The 13,943-nt window shown below is 70.8% G+C and carries 16 protein-coding genes; 4 read left to right on the plus strand and 12 right to left on the minus strand.

Features of this window, described 5'->3' with window-relative positions; all coding sequences use genetic code 11:
* Positions 1-76: 76 nt before the first annotated feature.
* The 3 genes from dapD to ACF08F_RS03555 are packed head-to-tail and all read right to left on the minus strand — an operon-like array spanning position 77 to position 2,045.
* The gene (dapD, locus tag ACF08F_RS03545; RefSeq protein WP_392296842.1) at positions 77-1,060 is read right to left on the minus strand and encodes a 2,3,4,5-tetrahydropyridine-2,6-dicarboxylate N-succinyltransferase; all 984 of its coding nucleotides are present in this window, start codon (positions 1,058-1,060) and stop codon (positions 77-79) included.
* A gap of 44 nt (positions 1,061-1,104) precedes the next feature.
* Positions 1,105-1,707, minus strand: a complete 603-nt coding sequence (locus ACF08F_RS03550) for a TetR/AcrR family transcriptional regulator (protein WP_392296843.1) — start codon at positions 1,705-1,707, stop codon at positions 1,105-1,107.
* Positions 1,707-2,045, minus strand: a complete 339-nt coding sequence (locus ACF08F_RS03555) for a DMT family transporter (RefSeq protein ID WP_392296844.1) — start codon at positions 2,043-2,045, stop codon at positions 1,707-1,709. Before ACF08F_RS03555 ends, ACF08F_RS03550 begins: the two co-directional genes overlap by 1 nt.
* A gap of 68 nt (positions 2,046-2,113) precedes the next feature.
* Between ACF08F_RS03555 and ACF08F_RS03560 the strand changes: the two genes are divergently transcribed.
* Complete coding sequence (locus tag ACF08F_RS03560; protein ID WP_392296845.1) at positions 2,114-3,211, plus strand: oxidoreductase; 1,098 nt, start codon at positions 2,114-2,116, stop codon at positions 3,209-3,211.
* Between the two features lie 72 nt (positions 3,212-3,283).
* Here ACF08F_RS03560 and ACF08F_RS03565 read toward each other — a convergent pair whose 3' ends face one another.
* The 8 genes from ACF08F_RS03565 to ACF08F_RS03600 form a co-directional block, all read right to left on the minus strand.
* A complete protein-coding gene (locus tag ACF08F_RS03565; RefSeq protein WP_055644196.1) occupies positions 3,284-3,622 on the minus strand; it encodes a metal-sulfur cluster assembly factor in 339 nt (112 codons plus the stop codon).
* Complete coding sequence (sufU, locus tag ACF08F_RS03570) at positions 3,619-4,089, minus strand: Fe-S cluster assembly sulfur transfer protein SufU (protein ID WP_150271443.1); 471 nt, start codon at positions 4,087-4,089, stop codon at positions 3,619-3,621. Before sufU ends, ACF08F_RS03565 begins: the two co-directional genes overlap by 4 nt.
* A gap of 9 nt (positions 4,090-4,098) precedes the next feature.
* A complete protein-coding gene (locus tag ACF08F_RS03575) occupies positions 4,099-5,367 on the minus strand; it encodes a cysteine desulfurase (RefSeq protein ID WP_392296846.1) in 1,269 nt (422 codons plus the stop codon).
* Positions 5,364-6,128 (minus strand): Fe-S cluster assembly ATPase SufC, encoded by a 765-nt coding sequence (sufC, locus tag ACF08F_RS03580; RefSeq protein ID WP_150271441.1) that lies wholly within the window; start codon positions 6,126-6,128, stop codon positions 5,364-5,366. Before sufC ends, ACF08F_RS03575 begins: the two co-directional genes overlap by 4 nt.
* Positions 6,129-6,135: 7 nt before the next feature.
* Entirely contained in the window at positions 6,136-6,453 is a 318-nt protein-coding gene (locus tag ACF08F_RS03585; protein WP_150271439.1) for a non-heme iron oxygenase ferredoxin subunit, read from the minus strand.
* Positions 6,453-7,634, minus strand: a complete 1,182-nt coding sequence (gene sufD, locus ACF08F_RS03590) for a Fe-S cluster assembly protein SufD (RefSeq protein ID WP_392296847.1) — start codon at positions 7,632-7,634, stop codon at positions 6,453-6,455. The genes ACF08F_RS03585 and sufD overlap by 1 nt, the downstream gene beginning before the upstream one ends.
* 69 nt (positions 7,635-7,703) lie before the next feature.
* A complete protein-coding gene (gene sufB / locus ACF08F_RS03595; RefSeq protein ID WP_392296848.1) occupies positions 7,704-9,119 on the minus strand; it encodes a Fe-S cluster assembly protein SufB in 1,416 nt (471 codons plus the stop codon).
* Positions 9,116-9,841 carry a helix-turn-helix transcriptional regulator gene (locus tag ACF08F_RS03600; protein WP_392296849.1) on the minus strand — a complete coding sequence of 242 codons (726 nt, stop codon included), beginning with the start codon at positions 9,839-9,841 and terminating at the stop codon, positions 9,116-9,118. The genes sufB and ACF08F_RS03600 overlap by 4 nt, the downstream gene beginning before the upstream one ends.
* A gap of 201 nt (positions 9,842-10,042) precedes the next feature.
* Here ACF08F_RS03600 and ACF08F_RS03605 point away from each other — a divergent pair, with 201 nt between their 5' ends.
* From ACF08F_RS03605 to ACF08F_RS03615, 3 genes are all read left to right on the plus strand, one after another.
* On the plus strand, positions 10,043-10,969 hold the full coding sequence (locus tag ACF08F_RS03605; RefSeq protein WP_392296850.1) for an ABC transporter ATP-binding protein: 927 nt from the start codon (positions 10,043-10,045) through the stop codon (positions 10,967-10,969).
* A gap of 180 nt (positions 10,970-11,149) precedes the next feature.
* The gene (locus ACF08F_RS03610) at positions 11,150-11,917 is read left to right on the plus strand and encodes an ABC transporter permease (RefSeq protein ID WP_392296851.1); all 768 of its coding nucleotides are present in this window, start codon (positions 11,150-11,152) and stop codon (positions 11,915-11,917) included.
* A gap of 75 nt (positions 11,918-11,992) precedes the next feature.
* Positions 11,993-12,961 (plus strand): heme A synthase, encoded by a 969-nt coding sequence (locus ACF08F_RS03615; RefSeq protein WP_392296852.1) that lies wholly within the window; start codon positions 11,993-11,995, stop codon positions 12,959-12,961.
* Between the two features lie 59 nt (positions 12,962-13,020).
* On the opposite strand, the gene ACF08F_RS03620 is transcribed toward ACF08F_RS03615, so the two are convergent.
* Entirely contained in the window at positions 13,021-13,941 is a 921-nt protein-coding gene (locus ACF08F_RS03620; protein ID WP_392296853.1) for an immunity 49 family protein, read from the minus strand.
* Between the last annotated feature and the right edge of the window lie 2 nt (positions 13,942-13,943).

The raw sequence follows: 13,943 nt of genomic DNA on the forward strand, positions 1-13,943 counted from the left end.
AGGCGTTGACGCAGAGTCACCGCACCCTTTTGGCTACGGAGTCACCACACGGGGCCGGTGCTGGAGGCCCACCACGTCAGTTGTGGCTGTGGAGGATCTCGTTCAGTCCGCCCCAGACCGCGTTGTTCGGGCGGGCCTCGACGGCGCCGGTGACCGAGTTGCGGCGGAAGAGGATGTTCGAGCCGCCGGAGAGCTCGCGGGCCTTGACGATCTGCCCGTCGGGCATGGTGACCCGGGTGCCGGCCGTGACGTACAGACCGGCCTCGACGACGCACTCGTCGCCGAGGGCGATGCCGACGCCCGCCTCGGCGCCGATCAGGCAGCGCTCGCCGATGGAGATGACGACGTTGCCGCCGCCGGACAGGGTGCCCATGGTGGAGGCGCCGCCGCCGATGTCGGAGCCGTTGCCGACGACGACGCCTGCGGAGATCCGGCCCTCGACCATCGAGGTCCCGAGGGTCCCGGCGTTGAAGTTGACGAAGCCCTCGTGCATGACGGTGGTGCCGGCGGCGAGGTGGGCGCCGAGGCGGACGCGGTCGGCGTCGGCGATCCGGACCCCGGCGGGCACGACGTAGTCGGTCATGCGGGGGAACTTGTCGATCGAGGTCACCTGGAGGTGCAGGCCCTCGGCGCGGGCGTTGAGGCGGACCTTCTCGATGTCGTCCACGGCGACCGGGCCGAGCGAGGTCCAGGCGACGTTGGCGAGGAGGCCGAAGACGCCGTCCAGGCTCTGCCCGTGCGGCTTGACCAGCCGGTGGCTGAGCAGGTGCAGGCGCAGGTAGGCGTCGTGCGCGTCGAGCGGCTTGTCGTCGAGCGAGGAGATGACGGTACGGACGGCGACCACCTCGACGCCGCGGCGGGCGTCCACGCCGAGGGCCTTGGCGGCCCCTTCGCCGAGGGCGTTGACGGCCTCGTCGGGGGTGAGCCGCTCGGTGCCGGCGGGGCCGGGCGCGTCGGTCAGCTCGGGGGCGGGGAACCAGGTGTCGAGAACGGAGCCGTCACCGGCGATGGTGGCGAGGCCGGCGGCGACGGCGCCGGTGGTGCGAGGAGCAGTGGTCATGACGGAAAACCTAACGGTCGGGCCCCCGCGCGGGCCAACCGGTCTCAGGGGTCGGTCGAGCGCGTCGGCGGTTCCGACGAGGCCCGGGCCGCGGATTCGGGCGCTTCCTTCAACACCCGGGCCAGCATCTCGCGCGTCTGCTCCTCGTCGTACGCGCCGCCGGTGAGCAGGACCTGGAGGCAGATCCCGTCCATGAGGGCGACCAGGGCGCGCGCGGTGGCGGCGTCGGTCCGGGCGGAGAGCGCGGCGACGACGGACTCGGTCCACTCGGCGGCGACCGGGCGCAGGGCGGGGCGGCGCAGGGCGGCGAGGTAGAGCTCGTACTCCAGCTCCACGCGGGTGCGTTCGCCGCCCAGCCACTCCCCGAGGAGCCGGGCGAGCGCGGCGGCGAGGCCGAGGACCGGATCGGCGAGGGCGGGGCTCTCGCGGATCAGCCGCCCGAGTCCCTCGCCGGCCTCGCGGAGGGCGGCGACGAGGAGCTCGTCGAGGGAGGCGAAGTGGTACGTGGTGGAGCCGAGCGGCACGTCCGCCTCGGCGGCCACGGTGCGGTGGCTCAGGCCGGCGATGCCGGAGCGGCCGACGACCCGGAGGGCCGCGGCGACGATCCGCTCGCGCCGCCCGGGGTCGTGGCGGCGGGCGCGGGCCATCAGTGCGCGCCCCCGAGGTTGAGGACGGCGACCCCGGCGACGATGAGGACGATCCCGGCGATCTTGGCGAGGCTGAGGGTCTCCCCGAGGAAGAGGACGCCGATCGCGGCGACGGCGGCGGTGCCGACGCCGGACCAGATGGCGTACGCGGTGCCGACCTGGAGCGTCTTGAGGGCCTGCGCGAGGAGCGCGAAGGCGATCAGGTAGCCCGCGCCGGTGATCACCGAGGGCCAGAGCTTGGAGAAGCCGTCGCTGTACTTCATCGAGGTGGTGGCGAGGATCTCCGCCACGATGGCGCCCGCCAGGAGTCCGTATCCCATGTGTACGAGCGTACCCATCCTTGTGTACACCCGTACACAAGAAATACGTACAGGTGTGCGCAACGGCTACCGATACGGTGTCCCGCATGACGTTCCCGCCAGTGCCGCCGCCCTACGGCTACGGCTATCCGCCGCCGCCTCCGAGACCCGGGGTCATACCCCTGGCACCCCTCACCCTCGGGTCGATCCTCTCCGGCACCTTCGCCGCCTTCGGACGCCACTGGAAGCAGCTGCTCGGCGTCACCGCCGCCGTCTACGGCACGGCGCTCCTCTTCGTCGGCGCGGCCGTCGGCATCGCGTACGCGGCCGTGAGCGACCTCTTCCCCGCGGTGTTCGACCTGCCCGTGGGCCAGGAGCCGCGGTGGGAGGACGTCCAGCCGCTGATCGTCGCGTTCGTCCTCGTCTGGATCGCCGCCATGATCGCGATCGTCTGCGCCAACGCGCTGATGGCGGCGGCCTGCCCCGCCGTGATCCAGGAGGCCGTCCTCGGCCGCCCGACCAGCTTCGGCGCGCTCTGGCACCGCTCCTGGTCCCGGATGCCGGCCGTCCTCGGCACCGTGTTCCTGACGAGCGTCGTCATGGTGATCCCGTACGCGATCGTCCTCGTGGGCGTGGTCGGGATGTTCCTGGCCATGTTCTCCGCCGCCTCGACCGGCACCACGGACGGCGACTACCTGCTGCTGCCCTTCCTCGCCTTCCTCCTGGCCCTGCTGGTCACCCCGCTCGCGCTCTGGATCTGGGTGAAGTTCAGCCTGGCCCCGGCGGCCGCGGTCATGGAGGGCCAGGGCGCGATCGCCTCGATGCGCCGCTCCTCGGCCCTGGTCCGCGGCTTCTGGTGGCGCACCTTCGGCATCATGCTGCTCGTCGCGGTGGCGACCACCCTCGTCGGCTGGGTGATCCAGCAGCTGCTCTCGATGCTGGCGTCGGCGCCGATCGCGGCCATCGACTTCTCCGGCGACGGCGAGAGCGCCATGATCGCCGCCTTCGCCGTGATCATCGCCTTCCTGCTCGTCGGCCAGCTGGTCAGCCAGCTCGTCGTCTCCGTCTTCCCTCCGCTGGTGACGTCCCTGATCTACGTCGACCTGCGCATCCGCAAGGAGAACCTGGCCGCGGACCTCGCCCGCGCCGCCGGTCTCTCCGGCCCCGACACGGACCCGCGCGCCGACTGGGGCCGGCGTCACTGACGCGACCCGGCCCCGCGTACGCGGAACGGCCGTGCCCCGAAGGGCACGGCCGTTCCGTGAAGGCGTCGGACCTCAGACGTTGAAGCCGAGCGCGCGCAGCTGCTCGCGACCGTCGTCCGTGATCTTGTCCGGACCCCACGGCGGCATCCAGACCCAGTTGATCTTCAGCTCGCTGACGATGCCGTCCGTCGCCGACTTCGCCTGGTCCTCGATCACGTCGGTCAGCGGGCAGGCCGCCGACGTCAGCGTCATGTCCAGCGTCGCGACGTTCGAGTCGTCGATGTGGATGCCGTAGATCAGACCGAGGTTGACCACGTCGATGCCCAGCTCGGGGTCGACGACGTCGTACAGCGCCTCGCGGACTTCTTCCTCGGAGGCCGGCTTCATGGTGGCCCCAGCGTTCTCGGTCATGCCGACTTCCTCACAGACTTCTCGTCGTCACCCAGCGCCTGGGCGGTCGCGTCCTTCCACGCCATCCAGCTGAGCAGCGCGCACTTCACCCGGGCCGGGTACTTGGAGACGCCCGCGAACGCCACCGCGTCCTCCAGGACCTCCTCCATCGCGTCGTCCGGCTCGATCTGCCCCTTGGACTGCATCAGCTCCAGGAAGGTGCCCTGGATCTTCTGCGCCTCGGCCAGCTCCTTGCCGACGAGCAGCTCGTTCAGGACCGAGGCCGAAGCCTGGCTGATCGAGCAGCCCTGACCCTCGTACGAGACGTCCGCGATGCGGGAGCCCTCGTACTTCACGCGCAGCGTGATCTCGTCGCCGCACGTCGGGTTGACGTGGTGCACCTCGGCGTCGCCGTCCCGAAGACCGCGCCCGTGGGGGTGCTTGTAGTGGTCCAGGATGACGTCCTGGTACATCGAATCCAGCTTCACGACCGACCCCTACCCGAAGAAGTTCCGTACGTGCTCCAGACCCGCGACGAGGGCGTCGACCTCGGCCGGGGTGGAGTACAGATAGAACGACGCCCGCGTGGTCGCAGGAATTCCGTACCGCAGGCAGACCGGCCGCGCGCAGTGGTGGCCGACCCGGACCGCGATGCCCTCTTCGTCGAGCACCTGGCCCACGTCGTGCGGGTGGATGTCGCCCAGCGTGAAGGAGATCGCCGCGCCGCGGTCCTCGGCCGTGGTGGGGCCGATGATCCGCAGGTCCGGGACCTCCTGGAGGCGCCGGACGGCGTACTCGGTGATCGCGTGCTCGTGGCGCGCGATGTTCTCCATGCCGATCGCCGACAGGTAGTCCACGGCCGCGCCGAGGCCGACGGCCTGGGCGATCGGGGGCGTACCCGCCTCGAACTTGTGCGGAGCCGGAGCGTAAGTAGAGGAGTGCATCGAGACGGTCTCGATCATCTCGCCGCCGCCGAGGAAGGGCGGGAGGTCCTCCAGGAGCTCCTGCCGTCCCCACAGCACGCCGATGCCGGTCGGGCCGCACATCTTGTGGCCGGTGAAGGCCACGAAGTCGGCCTGGAGCGCCTGCACGTCCAGGACCATGTGCGGGGCCGCCTGGGAGGCGTCGATGCAGACGAGCGCACCGACCTCCTGGGCGCGGCGGATGATCGTCTCGACCGGGTTGACCGTGCCCAGCAGGTTCGAGACCAGCGTGAACGAGACGATCTTGGTCTTCTCGGTGATGACCTCCTCGATGTTCGAGAGGTCGAGACGGCCGTCGTCGGTGAGGCCGAACCACTTCAGCTTCGCGCCCGTGCGCTGCGCGAGCAGCTGCCACGGCACGATGTTGGAGTGGTGCTCCATCTCCGTGATGGCGATCTCGGTCTCGTGGTCCACGCGGTAGGGCTCCTCGGCCCAGCCCAGCATGTTGGCCACGAGGTTGAGCGACTCCGAGGCGTTCTTGGTGAAGATCACCTCGTCGCGGCTCGGCGCGTTGATGAACGCCGCGACCTTGTCGCGCGCGCCCTCGTACAGCGCCGTCGCCTCCTCGGCGACCGTGTACACACCACGGTGCACGTTGGCGTTGTGCCGCTCGTAGTACTGGTTCAGCGCGTCGAGGACCTGGCGCGGCTTCTGCGAGGTCGCCGCGGAGTCCAGGTACACGATCTTCTTGCCGTCGTGGACCACGCGATCCAGGAGCGGGAAGTCCTTGCGGATCGCCTCGGTGTCGAGGAGGCCGGAGAGCCCCTGATGGGCAGATGTCACGCGGATGCGCCACCCTTCACGTACTTGTCGTAGCCCTCGGCCTCGAGCTGGTCGGCGAGCTCGGCGCCGCCGGACTCGGCGATGCGGCCGTTCGCGAACACGTGCACGAAGTCGGGCTTGATGTAGCGCAGGATGCGCGTGTAGTGGGTGATCAGCAGCGTGCCGACCTCGCCCGTCTCGCGGACGCGGTTGACGCCCTCGGAGACGATGCGGAGCGCGTCGACGTCGAGGCCCGAGTCGGTCTCGTCGAGGATCGCGATCTTCGGCTTGAGGAGCTCCAGCTGGAGGATCTCGTGGCGCTTCTTCTCACCGCCGGAGAAGCCCTCGTTGACGTTGCGCTCGGCGAAGGCCGGGTCCATCTGGAGCTGCTCCATCGCGGACTTGACCTCCTTCACCCAGGTACGCAGCTTGGGGGCCTCGCCGCGGACGGCGGTGGCGGAGGTGCGCAGGAAGTTGGAGACCGAGACACCGGGGACCTCGACCGGGTACTGCATGGCCAGGAAGACACCGGCGCGGGCGCGCTCGTCGACCGACATCTCCAGGACGTCCTCGCCGTCGAGGGTGACGGTGCCGCCGGTGACCGTGTACTTCGGGTGGCCGGCGAGCGAGTACGCCAGGGTCGACTTGCCGGAGCCGTTGGGGCCCATGACGGCGTGGGTCTCGCCCTGCTTGATGGTCAGGTCGACACCCTTGAGGATCTCCCGGGGGCCGTTCTCGGCCTCGACGGAGACGTGCAGGTCGTGGATTTCAAGCGTTGCCATGGGTGACTCAGGACTCCTGGGTGACGGAGACGAGCACATCGTCCCCTTCGATCTTTACGGGGTATACGGGCACGGGGCGCGTCGCGGGCAGGCCCGAGGGCTTCCCGCTGCGGAGGTCGAAGCTCGACCCGTGCAGCCAGCACTCGATGGCGCAGTCCTCGACCTCGCCCTCCGAGAGGGAGACGTTCGCGTGCGAGCAGATGTCGTTGATCGCGAACACCTCGCCCTCGGTGCGCACGACCGACACCGGCGTGCCGTCGACCTCGACCCGCTTCGGGGTGTCGGTCTCCAGCTCGCTCAGCGCGCAGACTCGGACGAAGGCCATCAGACGGAGGCCTCCAGCTCGGCCTCGATCTTGGCGAGGAGGCGCTCCTGGACGTCCGGCAGACCGATCTGCTGGACCAGCTCGGCGAAGAAGCCGCGGACGACGAGGCGGCGGGCCTCGGCCTCCGGGATGCCGCGGGACATCAGGTAGAAGAGCTGCTCGTCGTCGAAGCGGCCGGTGGCCGAGGCGTGGCCGGCGCCGGCGATCTCGCCGGTCTCGATCTCCAGGTTCGGCACGGAGTCGACCCGGGCGCCGTCCGTGAGGACCAGGTTCCGGTTGAGCTCGTACGTGTCGGTGCCCTCGGCGGCGGCCTGGATGAGGACGTCGCCGATCCACACCGCGTGCGCGTCCTGGCCCTGCAGTGCGCCCTTGTAGGCGACGTTGGACTTGCAGTGCGGGGTGTTGTGGTCGACCAGGAGGCGGTGCTCCTGGTGCTGGCCGGCGTCGGTGAAGTACAGGCCGAAGAGCTCGGCCTCGCCGCCGGGCGCCGCGTACGACACGCGGGGGTGGATGCGGACGACGTCGCCGCCGAAGGTGACGACGACCGACTTGAAGGAGGCGTCGCGGCCGACCAGCGCGTTGTGCTGGGCGACGTGGACGGCCTTCTCGTCCCAGTCCTGGACGGAGACGACGGTCAGCTTGGCGCCGTCACCGAGGACGTAGTCCACGTTGGCGGCGAGCACCGCGTCACCGGTGTGGTCGATGACCACGACGGCCTCGGCGAAGGCGCCGAGCTCGATCACCTGGTGGCCGAAGGCGACCCCGCCCTCGCCGTGCACGGCGATGCGGATCGGCTCGGTGAGGACGGCCTCCTTGGCGACGGTGACGACCGAGGCCTTCTCGAAGGAGGAGTACGCCTGGGCCGCGACGCGGTCGACGGGCTTGCCGGCCTTGCCGAGCCGCTCGTCGTCACGGCCGACGGTCTCCACCGTGACGCCCTCGGGGGCCTCGACCTCGACCTTGACGCCCTCGCCGGACGCGACGGCGGTGCCGTCGTGCAGGCCGCGGAGCCGCGCGAGCGGCGTGAAGCGCCACTCCTCCTCGCGGCCGTGCGGGACGGGGAAGTCCGCGACGTCGAAGGACGGGGGCGCGCTCATGCGCGTGGCGACGGTGGACTCGGCGGCCACCGCGATCGAGCCCGCGGTGGTGGAGCCCGCGGGGATGTTCTGAGCCTCAGCCATGGCTGTCGTGTTGCTCTCTTCCTGCGTACGTACGAAGTCGGTCGCTGCGAACGGGGGCGGTGGCGCTGTCTAGCCGACCGCGCCTTCCATCTGCAGCTCGATCAGCCGGTTGAGCTCCAGGGCGTACTCCATCGGGAGCTCCTTGGCGATGGGCTCGACGAAGCCGCGGACGATCATCGCCATGGCCTCGAACTCGGTGAGGCCGCGGCTCATCAGGTAGAAGAGCTGGTCCTCGGAGACCTTGGAGACGGTGGCCTCGTGGCCCATGGAGACGTCGTCCTCGCGCACGTCCACGTAGGGGTACGTGTCCGAGCGGGAGATCGTGTCGACGAGCAGCGCGTCGCAGAGGACGTTGGACTTGGAGCCCGGGGCGCCCTCGCCGATCTCGATGAGACCGCGGTAGGAGGTGCGGCCGCCGCCTCGCGCCACCGACTTGGAGACGATGTTCGAGGAGGTGTTCGGGGCCATGTGCACCATCTTGGCGCCGGCGTCCTGGTGCTGGCCCTCGCCCGCGAAGGCGATGGACAGGGTCTCGCCCTTGGCGTGCTCGCCCATGAGGTAGACGGCCGGGTACTTCATGGTGACCTTGGAGCCGATGTTGCCGTCGACCCACTCCATGGTGGCGCCCTCGTAGGCGACGGCGCGCTTGGTCACCAGGTTGTAGACGTTGTTCGACCAGTTCTGGATGGTCGTGTAGCGGCAGCGGCCGCCCTTCTTCACGATGATCTCGACGACGGCGCTGTGCAGCGAGTCCGAGGAGTAGATCGGGGCGGTGCAGCCCTCGACGTAGTGGACGTAGGCGTCCTCGTCGACGATGATCAGCGTCCGCTCGAACTGGCCCATGTTCTCCGTGTTGATACGGAAGTAGGCCTGGAGCGGGATCTCGACGTGCACGCCCTTCGGCACGTAGATGAACGAGCCGCCGGACCACACGGCCGTGTTCAGGGAGGCGAACTTGTTGTCGCCGACCGGGATGACGGTGCCGAAGTACTCCTTGAAGAGCTCCTCGTGCTCCTTCAGCGCGGTGTCGGTGTCGACGAAGATGACGCCCTGCTCCTCCAGGTCCTCGCGGATCTGGTGGTAGACGACCTCGGACTCGTACTGGGCCGCGACACCGGCGACGAGGCGCTGCTTCTCCGCCTCCGGGATGCCGAGCTTGTCGTACGTGTTCTTGATGTCCTCCGGCAGGTCCTCCCAGGACTCGGCCTGCTTCTCGGTGGACCGCACGAAGTACTTGATGTTGTCGAAGTCGATGCCCGAGAGGTCGGAGCCCCAGGTCGGCATGGGCTTCTTGCCGAAGAGCCGCAGACCCTTGAGACGCAGGTTCAGCATCCACTCGGGCTCGTTCTTCTTCGCGGAGATGTCGCGGACGACGTCCTCGTTCAGACCGCGCTTCGCGGTGGCACCGGCCGCGTCGGAGTCGGCCCAGCCGTACTCGTACCGACCCAGGCCCTCAAGCTCGGGGTGGCTGATCTCGGTGGTCATGCGGGGTTCCTCCCGGCCGTGCTGACAGATGCTGATGAGTTGGTCTGTGGGGCGCCGTGCGGGATGAACGTCGTGCAGACGCCGTCACCATGCGCGATGGTGGCCAGACGCTGGACGTGCGTTCCCAGGAGGCGGGAGAAGAACTCCGTCTCCGCCTCGCACAGCTGCGGATACTGCTCGGCGACGTGGGCGACCGGGCAGTGGTGCTGGCAGAGCTGCTCGCCGACCGGCGCGTTCCGCGCAGTGGCAGCGTACCCGTCCGCCGTCAGGGCCTTGGCGAGCGCCTCGGTCCGCCGGGCGGGATCGGCCGTCTCGACGGCCTCCCGGTACGTGTCGCCCTGGGCCTCGATGCGGTCCCGGGCGAAGGCCGCGACGGCCGCCTCCCCTCCCGCGTTGCGCTCGATCCAGCGGAGCGCCTCGACGGCCAGGGAGTCGTACGACTGGTCGAACGCGTCCCGGCCGCAGTCGGTGAGGGCGAAGATCTTCGCGGGGCGGCCGCGGGAGCGGGTGCCGTAGACACGCTGCTCACGGGCCTCGACGACGTTCTCCGCGACCAGCGAGTCGAGGTGGCGTCGGACGGCGGCCTGGGTAAGGCGGAGCCGTTCGGCCAGGTCGGCGACGGTCGAGGGGCCGTGATCCAGGATCGACCGCGCGACCCGGTTGCGCGTGGAACGCTCTCGGGTCGCGAGTTCCTCCACCGGAGCCGCGCCAACGTTTTTCACAACGTCATTGTTGCGTAATTAATCGGGGACTGACAAGCCGCGTCCACGGCCGCGGCGGTGCCGTGCGTCACTCAGGTAAGGCTTACCTGACCTGCGGAAATGATCATTCGTAGGACGAATTCAGCCCGTGGGACAAGGCCTGACCTGGTCCGACGGGCCCCGTGCCGGGAGGACCTCCACCGCCTCTCTAGACTTCCGTCCATGGGAAATGAGTCCGTCGTCCAGGTACGTGGCCTGGTCAAGCGGTACGGAAGCAAAACCGCCGTCGACGGCCTCGACCTCGACGTACGGGCCGGCACCGTCACCGCCGTCCTCGGCCCCAACGGGGCCGGCAAGACGACCACCGTCGAGACCTGCGAGGGCTACCGCCGGCCCGACGGCGGCACCGTCCGCGTCCTCGGCCTCGACCCGGTCGCCGACGCGGCCGCGCTGCGCCCCCGGATCGGCGTGATGCTCCAGTCCGGCGGCGTCTACTCGGGCGCCCGGGCCGACGAGATGCTCCGCCACATGGCGAAGCTCCACGCCCACCCCCTGGACGTGGACGCCCTGATCGAGCGCCTCGGCCTCGGCTCCTGCGGCCGCACCACCTACCGCCGGCTCTCCGGCGGCCAGCAGCAGCGCCTCGCGCTCGCCATGGCCGTCGTCGGCCGCCCCGAGCTCGTCTTCCTCGACGAGCCGACCGCCGGACTCGACCCGCAGGCCCGCCGCGCCACCTGGGACCTCGTGCGCGAGCTGCGCGCCGACGGCGTCACCGTCGTCCTCACCACCCACTTCATGCACGAGGCCGAGGAGCTGGCCGACGACGTCGCCATCATCGACGCCGGCCGGGTCGCCGCCCAGGGCAGCCCCGAACAGCTCTGCCGCGGCGGCGCCGAGAACACCCTGCGCTTCACCGGCCGCCCCGGACTCGACCTGGGCTCCCTGCTCAAGGCCCTCCCCGACGGCACGGCCGCCGCGGAGCCCCTCCCGGGCACGTACCGCATCACCGGCACCGTCGACCCGCAGCTGCTCGCCACGGTCACCACCTGGTGCGCCCAGCACGGCGTCATGCCCGAGGGCATCTCGGTCGAGCGCCACACCCTCGAAGACGTCTTTCTTGAGCTCACGGGCAAGGAGCTGCGCGGATGATGCCGGACGACACCCAGATCAGCCGGGGGTCCGGGGGTCGCCCCCCGGGCGGACACGGCCTTGAGCTCACGGGCAAGGAGTTGCGCGGATGATGCCAGACCACACCCAGATCAGCCGGGGGTCCGGGGGTCGCCCCCCGGGCGGACACAGCCTTGAGCTCACGGGCAAGGAGTTGCGGTCATGAGCACGGGTACCTACTCCCCGAAGCCCGGCGCCGCCCCCGTCGGCCGGATGATCGCGGCGCAGACGGCGCTGGAGACCCGGATGCTGCTGCGCAACGGCGAGCAGCTCCTCCTCACGGTGATCATCCCCTCGCTGCTCCTCGTCCTCTTCTCCACCGTCGACATCGTCGACACCGGCGCGGGCGAGGCCGTCGACTTCCTCGCCCCGGGCGTCCTCGCGCTCGCCGTGCTCTCGACCGCCTTCACCGGCCAGGCCATCGCGACCGGTTTCGAGCGGCGGTACGGGGTCCTCAAGCGCCTCGGCGCCTCCCCGCTCCCCCGCTGGGCCCTCATGACCGCCAAGACGCTCGCCGTCCTCGTCACCGAGGTCCTCCAGGTCGCGCTGCTCACCGCCATCGCCCTGGCGCTCGGCTGGTCCCCGCAGGGCAACCCCTTCTCCGTCCTGCTGCTCCTGGTCCTCGGCACGGCCGCCTTCTCGGGCCTCGGACTCCTCATGGCGGGCACCCTCAGGGCCGAGGCCACCCTGGCCGCCGCCAACCTGGTCTTCCTGCTGCTCCTGGTGGGCGGCGGGGTCGTCGTCCCCCTGGACAAGTTCCCCGAGCCGGCCCGCTCGCTCCTGGAGCTGCTCCCGATCTCCGCCCTCTCCGACGGCCTGCGGGACGTCCTCCAGAACGGCGCGGCGATGCCCTGGGGCAACGCCCTGATCCTGGCGGTCTGGGCAGTCCTCGGGCTCGGCGCGGCGGCGAAGTTCTTCCGCTGGGAGTAGCCGAAGCGGTTCACAGGGTGACGTTTCCCGACAAGCCACCCCCCTCGTGAAAGCGTGCACAAGCCCCGTCCTACGATGGGGCCCGTGCTGACCCCCCTCGCCTACATCGCCCAGCGCTGGACCCCGTCCCCCCGGACGCTCCGGCGCGCCGCGCTCTCCGCCGTCGTGATGAGCGTCCTCATCATCGTCACGGGTGGCGCGGTCCGGCTGACCGGTTCCGGTCTCGGCTGCGACACCTGGCCCAAGTGCACGGAAGACAGCCTCATCGTCACGCCCGAGCAGGGCTACCGCGGGCTGATCGAGTTCGGCAACCGGATGCTGACGTACGTCCTCTCGGCGGCCGTCGGCTGGGCGATCATCGCCACCCGGTCGACCAAGCCGTGGCGCCGCAACCTCACCCGCTGGGGCTGGGCGCAGTTCTGGATCGTGATGAGCAACGCCGTCATCGGCGGCATCACGGTGTGGATGGGCCTCAACCCGTGGACGGTCGCCGGCCACTTCCTCGCCGCGAACGCCCTGCTCACCGTGGCCGTCATCACCTGGCACCGGACCGGCGAGGGCGACACCGCGCCCCGGCCGCGCGTGCCGGGGCCGGTCCGGAAGCTGTCCTGGGCGATCACGATCGCCTCGGGCCTGCTGATCGCGCTCGGTACGACCGTGACGGGCGCCGGCAAGCACGCCGGTGACAGCAGCGACGTCCCGCGCATGCCGTGGGACTGGACGAACGCCGCCCACCTGCACGCCATCGCGGCCTGGGTCGTCTGCGCGCTCGCGCTCGCCATGTGGCTGGTGCTGCGCGTGGTGGACGCCCCGGACGACACCCGGGCCCGCGCCCGCGAGCTGCTGGTCGTGCTGCTCGCCCAGGGTGCGATCGGCTACGTCCAGTACTTCACGGGGGTCCCCGAGGTCCTGGTCGCCGTGCACATGCTCGGCTCGTCCCTGATGTGGATCGCGGTGCTGCGGCTCGCCCTGAGCCTGCGCGAGCGCCCGGTCCCGAGCCCGGAGATCCCGGCCCAGACGGATTCCGCGCTCGCGAGCGCCTGAGAACGCCCCGGACCGCCCGGACCCTCCGCCCCACGGGGCCGGGGGTCCGGGCGGTCCCGCTATGCGGCGACCGGTGCGCGGAGCAGCGCCCCGGGCAGGTAGCCGGAGCGGACCGTCGGCTCCCAGCCGTGCGCCAGGTGGGCGAGGGCGGCCAGGGCGACGGCCCCCACCGGGAGCAGGCTCCTCGGCGCGGGATCGGCGCCGACGCCCGCGCGGTGCGCGTCGAGCCGCTCCACGAGGGCCCGCTCGAAGGCCTCGCGGTCGTCGTCGAGCAGGACGCGCAGCAGCCGCTGGTCCGGGCTCAGCTCACCGGCCGCGTCGAGTCGCGCCGCCGCGGCCGCCAGCTCCTCCGCTCCGGGCCGGCGCACCGGTACGTCGCCGGGCACGGCACCGGGAATCGGGCCGTGCTGGATCGTCAGGTAGGCGCAGAGGGCGTCCATCTCGGCGAGGTCCGCGGGCTCCGAGACCGAGTCGAAGCGCGAGTACGGCACGCCGGAGCGGATCGCGGGCGCGTAGTCCTCGTGGAGCAGCGGCCCGATCACCCGGCGGCGCTCCCAGGCGAGCCCGCTGATCAGGCAGAGCGCGAAGGCGTCCGTCCAGGTCCGGGCGGTGGGCACCCGGTGTCCCGGGTCCCAGTCCTCGTCGAAGAGCTGGTCGCCGCTGCTCAGGGTCTCGTCGACGAGGGGCAGCGGGACGTCCCAGTCCCCCTCGGGGAAGCAGCCGAGGCCCAGGACGCCGAGGGCGCACTCGGCGGCGGTGAGCAGCGCGGCGCGGGACGGCTCCGCGGCGAGGTCGGGGTCCTCCAGGGTGCGGGCCCCGACGTGGTCGAGGAGTTCTTCGAGGGTCTCCCGGAGGCCGGTCTGCGACATGCCGCCGCCGTACCGGAGGTCGTGCCAGCGGCTGAAGATCCGGCTCCTGATGCCGTCGAGCGCCTGCTCGGTCCTCGCCCCGTCGACCTCGTGCACGGTCGTCTCTGCCATGG

The sequence above is a fragment of the Streptomyces sp. NPDC015130 genome (assembly GCF_043080005.1).
Lineage (GTDB): Bacteria > Actinomycetota > Actinomycetes > Streptomycetales > Streptomycetaceae > Streptomyces.

What these genes read in the sequence shown, in the direction of transcription:
- dapD (WP_392296842.1), bottom strand. Translation starts at nt 1,060, where the DNA reads ATGACCACTGCTCCTCGCACCACCGGCGCCGTCGCCGCCGGCCTCGCC.
- ACF08F_RS03550 (WP_392296843.1), bottom strand. Translation starts at nt 1,707, where the DNA reads ATGGCCCGCGCCCGCCGCCACGACCCCGGGCGGCGCGAGCGGATCGTC.
- ACF08F_RS03555 (WP_392296844.1), bottom strand. Translation starts at nt 2,045, where the DNA reads ATGGGTACGCTCGTACACATGGGATACGGACTCCTGGCGGGCGCCATC.
- ACF08F_RS03560 (WP_392296845.1), top strand. Translation starts at nt 2,114, where the DNA reads ATGACGTTCCCGCCAGTGCCGCCGCCCTACGGCTACGGCTATCCGCCG.
- ACF08F_RS03565 (WP_055644196.1), bottom strand. Translation starts at nt 3,622, where the DNA reads ATGACCGAGAACGCTGGGGCCACCATGAAGCCGGCCTCCGAGGAAGAA.
- sufC (WP_150271441.1), bottom strand. Translation starts at nt 6,128, where the DNA reads ATGGCAACGCTTGAAATCCACGACCTGCACGTCTCCGTCGAGGCCGAG.
- ACF08F_RS03585 (WP_150271439.1), bottom strand. Translation starts at nt 6,453, where the DNA reads ATGGCCTTCGTCCGAGTCTGCGCGCTGAGCGAGCTGGAGACCGACACC.
- sufD (WP_392296847.1), bottom strand. Translation starts at nt 7,634, where the DNA reads ATGGCTGAGGCTCAGAACATCCCCGCGGGCTCCACCACCGCGGGCTCG.
- sufB (WP_392296848.1), bottom strand. Translation starts at nt 9,119, where the DNA reads ATGACCACCGAGATCAGCCACCCCGAGCTTGAGGGCCTGGGTCGGTAC.
- ACF08F_RS03605 (WP_392296850.1), top strand. Translation starts at nt 10,043, where the DNA reads ATGGGAAATGAGTCCGTCGTCCAGGTACGTGGCCTGGTCAAGCGGTAC.
- ACF08F_RS03610 (WP_392296851.1), top strand. Translation starts at nt 11,150, where the DNA reads ATGAGCACGGGTACCTACTCCCCGAAGCCCGGCGCCGCCCCCGTCGGC.
- ACF08F_RS03615 (WP_392296852.1), top strand. Translation starts at nt 11,993, where the DNA reads ATGGGGCCCGTGCTGACCCCCCTCGCCTACATCGCCCAGCGCTGGACC.
- ACF08F_RS03620 (WP_392296853.1), bottom strand. Translation starts at nt 13,941, where the DNA reads ATGGCAGAGACGACCGTGCACGAGGTCGACGGGGCGAGGACCGAGCAG.